This window comes from Pacificoceanicola algae, from assembly GCF_049341065.1.
Taxonomy (GTDB): domain Bacteria; phylum Pseudomonadota; class Alphaproteobacteria; order Rhodobacterales; family Rhodobacteraceae; genus Pacificoceanicola.
In genome coordinates this window covers 1-5,976 of the sequence record NZ_JBMPIX010000055.1, presented here as the reverse complement: position 1 = coordinate 5,976, position 5,976 = coordinate 1, and the positions used below count along the sequence as shown (strand labels likewise).

The window sequence follows — 5,976 nt, the reverse complement described above, 5'->3', positions numbered from 1 at the left end:
ATCCTCCCATCCAACGCAGGAATTGAATCAGCCGACGCCCCTTCGATCAAGGGCGAGTTTTTCAACAAAATACGCCCTCCCTGCCGAGACGTCGCAGTCGGCCCATACCCGCCATTCATTCCATGCTTTGATGCACCCGTGCGACTTCCTCAGACCGGACTTTGATCAAAGGCGCAGCAACTGGTTTGAAGCGATGCATTGGTTCAATTGCTTCGTGCATCATTCAAAGCACCGGCCGGCGTCATTTTAGAACCGATCCTCAGCACTTCTTGCACCAAGAGGTCAACATCTTCGTCCTTTGTGCGGTGGTTACATATTGCGACGCGCAAGCAGTGCCGGCCGCGGATAGTGGTGTCGGTAATGACCGCGATACCGCTTTCCTGAATACGCAGCATGATTTCGGTGTTGTGGGCGCGTAACTCGGCTTCGTCCAAGCCACCGGGAGCGTGGCGGAAACAGACGACGGTGGTCGCAGCCGGCGCCATACGCTCCAGCTCCGGCGCGGCATCGATCAGCGCCGCCAGCTGAAGGGCCTGCGCAATGTTGCGGTCGAGGATGCGTCCGAAAGTCTCCACCCCGTGATGGCGCAGCATCATCCAGACCTTGAGCCCGCGGAAACCACGCGTCGTTTCCAGGTTGTAGTCGTGCAGGAACTCGGCCGCTGCCAGACCACGGGTCGCCACCTGCAGGTACTCGGCGCTTTCAGCAAAGGTTGCGCGGTGCGCCTTGCGGTCGCGCAGCAAAGCGCATCCGACGTCGAAAGGCGCTTGGAGCCCTTTGTGAAGATCGATGGCAAGCGAGTCCGCCTTTTCGATCCCCGCAACCAGATGCCGGTTCGATGGTGCGATCGAGAACATAGCCCCGATACAGCCATCCACATGCAGCCAGAGACCCTCGTCGCGGCACAGGTCCGCTATCTCGGGCAAAGGGTCAATCGAGCCTGTGTTGGTTGTGCCGGCCGTGGCGATCACGCAGGCGGGACGCGCTCCTTGGCTGCGGTCGGCCTGAATTGCGGCGCGCAGCGCATCAAGGTCCATGCGAAACGCGTCGTCTGTCGCAATTCGCATCAGCGCGGTGCCCCCCACGCCCAATAGGTTCATCGCCTTCATATGACAGGAATGCACCTGGTCCGAAGCATAAAACCGCAGCGGCGCGCCAATATCGGCGACACTTTGAGTATGCAGATCCACGCCGGCCATCGCGTTTCGCGCCGCCATCAGCCCCACGATGTTTGCCATCGATCCACCGTTGACCAGCGTGCCGCTCGCGCCCTTGGGAAAGCCCATCATCTGACGCAGCCAGTCCGTGACCTGATGGTCCACCTGATTGGCGCCGGTATCGCCCCCGCCGAGATTGGAGCCGTCGATGGCAGCGAGGAAATCCGCGAGAGCGCCAGTCAGGCAGCCTGCCCCCATATACCAGGCCCAGAACCGCGGATGGATGTTGCCCATCGCATGGGGGTAGAGCTTGTTTTTCACGTCGGCATAGACCGCTTCCAGCGGCGCGGGGTCTGCGGGCGGCGGGCCATGAAACTCCGCCTTCATCGCATCCGGCATCGGTTGCCAGACCGGCTCATCGCGCAGGCCTTGCAGGCGCGTGATGGCATCGTCCACCATGACATGCGCCAACCTGCGCATGTCCTCCCAGTCGGCAGGATCAAGGCTGTCTTCCGTGTCGATTTGAATATCGTGAGCCATGATTTGCAATCCGTTCCCTTGTAAAGTGGACCCGCCTTACCTTGCGGGTCCAGGTGTGACGTCATTCATCAGGGTCGGGCCGCACGACCACGGTTGCGCCAATGGGCAGGATGTCATCGCCCGGCATGCCGACGCAGCGCGCATGTTCCCGCAAGGCGTCCTCGTCGACCGCCTCGCAGATGCATGCTGTCCCGAGCAGACCGTCGCGCGCCTTGATCACGTAGGAGCGGATCCAGCGAACCTTGTCCGGCATATCCACGTTGTCGATGCGGGCCGAGGTCCTGGACTGTCTACTCGGCCGCCATCCGGTAGCCGGGTGTCGAGTCAGACAGGGCGCGTTCGTCGTCGTCCATGTCCTCGGGGATGTCCGCAAAGAGCGGGGTCGACAGATAGCGCTCTCCTGTGTCGGGCAGCATGGCGAGGATCACCGCGCCCTTTTCCGCCCGTTCCGCCATCTGCATGGCAATGGCGAAACTGGACCCGCCGGAGATTCCGGTCAGGATGCCTTCTTGCGTTGCGAGCTTCTTGGCCCAGGCGATGCCGTCCGCCCCGGTCACCGGGATCAGCTCGTCATAGCCGTTTTTGTCCAACGCTTCCTGGAGAACGAGCGGAATGAAGTCGGGTGTCCAGCCCTGGATCGGATGCGGCTCGAAGGCTGGGTGACTGGCCGAGGGCGAGCCGTCAGCGCCGCGTTCCTGAGCGACGCCGCTGGCGATCATCGCGGCGTTTGCCGGTTCACTCAGGATGATCTTGGTCTCTGGACGTTCCTTGCGCAGAACACGCGCCAACCCTGCGACCGTGCCACCTGTACCAAAGCCGGTTACGACATAATCCAGCCTGTCGTCCTTGAAATCATTTATGATTTCTCGCGCCGTGGTCGCCTCGTGGATGTCGGCGTTGGCGTCGGTCTCGAACTGGCGGGCCAGGAACCATCCGTGTTTCTCGGCCAGTTCGGCGGCCTTGCGGTACATGCCGGTACCTTTCTCGGCGCGCGGCGTCAGCACCACCTTTGCGCCCAGCATCCGCATCAGCCGCCGCCGCTCGACCGAAAAACTGTCGGCCATGGTCACGACGAGGGGATAGCCCTTCTGTGCACAGACCATCGCCAACCCGATCCCGGTATTGCCGCTGGTTGCCTCGACAACGGTCTGGCCCGGTTTCAACGTGCCGTCGCGCTCTGCCGCCTCGATGATGTTCAGCGCCAGTCGGTCCTTGATCGATGCCCCCGGATTGAAGAACTCGGCCTTGACATAAACCCGGACACCCTCTGGTGCGAGGTTGTTGATACGGATCACGGGCGTATCGCCGACAGTGTCGAGAACGGACCCAAACAGGTGTCCCCTCCCCTGCGTCCTGCGGATGTTTTGTTCGGTCATGGCAATCTCCCCTTGTTCCGTCATTCGATTCCAATTTCTCCATCTTGAACCTGTTTGCTCCGGAAACGCTTGATGCAGATCTGAAGATTTCATGAAGAAACGCGGAAAACTGGGTTATGCTGTGCCATGGCTTGGCTTTTCGGTGATCACCGGCTCGACCCGGACCTGTTCGAACTCACCCACAAGGGTGACGTTGTGCATGCCGAACCTCAGGTCTTGGCACTGATCATCCATCTCCTACGAAATCGCGGCCGAATGGTCAGCAAGGAGGAGATTGCCAGAGCCGTTTGGCCAGGCCGCGTCGCGTCAGACGCCAGCATCGCCAGCCGAATCCGGTCGGCGCGACAGGCGCTCGGCGATGATGGCGGCGCGCAGGCCGTCATCCGCACGATCCACGGCAAGGGCTTCCGGTTCGTGGCCGAGGTCAAGGAAACCAGCTTAGCCCAGCCTGTCCACACCCTGTCTTCGGAAAGTGAAACCGGCGCCGATATGTCCCGCCCATCGGTTGCGGTACTGCCCTTCCGGCCGCTCGGCGCGTCGCCCGAAGTCTCGATTCTGGCGGAAGCTATTCCGCATGAGATAATACAGGGGCTTTCGCGCCTGCGCTGGTTGGCGGTAATCGCACGCGGATCGTCGTTCCGGTTTCGCGAAGGACATGGCAGCCTCGACCTGGTCGGTACGGCGCTGGGGGCAGGCTATGTCATGACAGGTGTGATAGAAAGTCTGGCCGGCACGGTCTCCGTGGTCATCGAGCTGGCCGATGCCAGCCGCGGCGAGGTGATTTGGGGCGACCGGCTGACCGCCCCGATGGACGGGATCGAGGACTTGCGGCAGCGGGTCGTCGCTCACGTGGTGACGGCGCTCGACATGCACGTGCCGCAGAACGAGGTTCGACTTGCATCGCAAACCGGCTCAGACCGGCTGGATGCCTGGAAGACCTTTCACCTCGGGCTAACCCAGCTTTACCGGTTCACGCCCGACGCAAATCAGGTCGCAAAGGGACATTTCGAGCGCGCGATCGACCTCGACCCACGATTTGCCCGCGCACATGCCGGCTTGTCGTTCACTCGATTCATCGACGCATTTCTGCATCTCGGACCGAATGACCAGGAGGCGGCCACCGCGGCAAGACGCCATGCCGAGCGTGGTATAGAACTGGATCCGATGGACCCGTTCACCCATTACACCATGGGCCGATCCTATTGGCTTACCGAACAGCCCGAGATCGCCAAGGGTTGGTTCGATCGTGCGATCGAGCTCAATCCAAATTACGCTCAAGGCTTCTACGCGAGCGCCTTCACGGCCCTGATGACCGGCGACATCAACACAGTGAACGCGGGGCTCGATGCCGCACTCCTGCTCAGCCCGCTGGACCCGCTGCTCTACGGAATTCACGGCGTCCGTGCGCAGGCGCTGATTCAGGTCGGAGATACGCGGGCGGCTGCCCGGCTCGGCGACCGTGCAGCCTCCACGCCCGGCGCACATTACCTCATCTCGATGGTGGCGGCAGTGGCCAACGGGCTGGACGGTCGCTACCAACAGGCCCACCGCTGGCGACAGGACGCATGTCGGCGCAAACCGGATGCCTCCGCCGCTCAGTACTTTGCGGCCTTCCCGATCCGCAACGAAGAGGCGCGACACCGGATAGCGGAAGAGCTGAAACGACAGGGGTTCTGATCGACAATTGAGATAGCGGTGAATTGATGAAGATGAACTTTCTCCGGACGACCGAAGAGTCATGCACTGGCCAAAGTGCCGACTGCGGCAGGTGTCCCGTACCTGTTGTTCACGGGCGCGACGGAAGTCTGATGAGCGCACAGCGTTCAATGACCGCTCTTGCCTCTGCAAGCTTTTACCGCACGCTTGCAGCAAAGGTCGGTTGTCCGCCCTTCCTGGCGGAACGTAGCGACCGGCCCAGAGCAGTCATTCATGCTTCGTCCACGTAAGGGCCGGAGAAGGCCCAGCTAACGGATGCTGTCCAAGTTTTCAGAAAATGGACCTCGCGGCCTTGAATAGCGGGAATCCGCTTACTAAATCAAATTCGCCCGCGGGAATTGGCTCACGGGTTTGGCCGTTGAACTTGTCAACCTCTTTATGGTGACCTGGCAGCACGATGCCGAACAGCATCGCCGCGACCAGAGCCAGACTGAATGAGACACTAAGCATCGCTCGGACCTCCACGGTTACATTATACCACCTCGCGTTTCGAGACCCGTGTCTGCGAGGCGTTCGGAGAAGACACGCTGAACGTATACGCTGACAGAAGGTGGCGTGCGTTCGGGGGACGCCCGGCCTGAAAACCGGAGCCCCGGGTCAGGGCCAGTCCTCCGAACTCTGCGACAAGGAGGTTCAATGTCGCTCGATTGGTTTAAGTCCAGAGGCTACCGCCATTTCGATCTGCCCGTAGGCGAGAAGTTCGCCAGCAAGGTGATGGACCCGGGCTTCGTGCTCAAGCACTCTTTCCTCCCTCTCCTGCACTACACCAAATCAGAAAAACGCTACAAGAAGTGCCCGAAGACCGGCACCCGGACGATCACCTCGAAAGATCGCCCAATCAAGTATGCATCCCATCGGGACGCCTGCATACTTTCCTACTATGCCAGTGAGATTAACAAGTTGCTGGACGCCCTTTATGACGCCGATGATCTGTCCAACAGCGTTCTGGCCTATCGTGCCCTCGGACGCGGCAACTACGATTTCTCGGCAGAGGTGTTTGCGTATGCCGAGACCCATGCCCCTGTCACGATACTGGCTTTCGACGTCAGCAGCTTCTTCGACAACCTTGACCACGCACTCCTGAAGCGTCGCCTGAAGGCCTTGCTGGGCGTATCTGACCGGTGGCTCTGCGACGCATTTGCCAAGCAAACCGCCCTCGGCAGAGGCGGGCGGCACGCGCACCGTTC

General features: G+C 61.0%; 5 protein-coding genes. 2 read left to right on the top strand and 3 right to left on the bottom strand.

The window, feature by feature from the left end; all coding sequences use genetic code 11:
- Positions 1–203 precede the first annotated feature (203 nt).
- From ACOYQJ_RS26080 to cysK, 3 genes are all read right to left on the bottom strand, one after another.
- Complete coding sequence (locus ACOYQJ_RS26080; protein WP_422908795.1) at positions 204–1,616, bottom strand: pyridoxal phosphate-dependent decarboxylase family protein; 1,413 nt, start codon at positions 1,614–1,616, stop codon at positions 204–206.
- A 142-nt stretch (positions 1,617–1,758) separates the two neighbouring features.
- Positions 1,759–2,070: a nickel-binding protein gene (locus ACOYQJ_RS26285; protein ID WP_500797232.1), complete on the bottom strand. Its 312-nt coding sequence runs from the start codon at positions 2,068–2,070 to the stop codon at positions 1,759–1,761.
- Positions 1,988–3,073: a cysteine synthase A gene (gene cysK / locus ACOYQJ_RS26070; protein WP_422908794.1), complete on the bottom strand. Its 1,086-nt coding sequence runs from the start codon at positions 3,071–3,073 to the stop codon at positions 1,988–1,990. Before cysK ends, ACOYQJ_RS26285 begins: the two co-directional genes overlap by 83 nt.
- A 126-nt stretch (positions 3,074–3,199) precedes the next feature.
- On the opposite strand from cysK, the gene ACOYQJ_RS26065 reads away from it, so the two are divergent.
- On the top strand, positions 3,200–4,750 hold the full coding sequence (locus ACOYQJ_RS26065; protein ID WP_422908793.1) for a winged helix-turn-helix domain-containing tetratricopeptide repeat protein: 1,551 nt from the start codon (positions 3,200–3,202) through the stop codon (positions 4,748–4,750).
- Positions 4,751–5,425: 675 nt separating this feature from the next.
- A partial coding sequence (locus ACOYQJ_RS26060) for an RNA-dependent RNA polymerase family protein (protein WP_500797231.1) occupies positions 5,426–5,976 on the top strand: 551 nt, incomplete at its 3' end.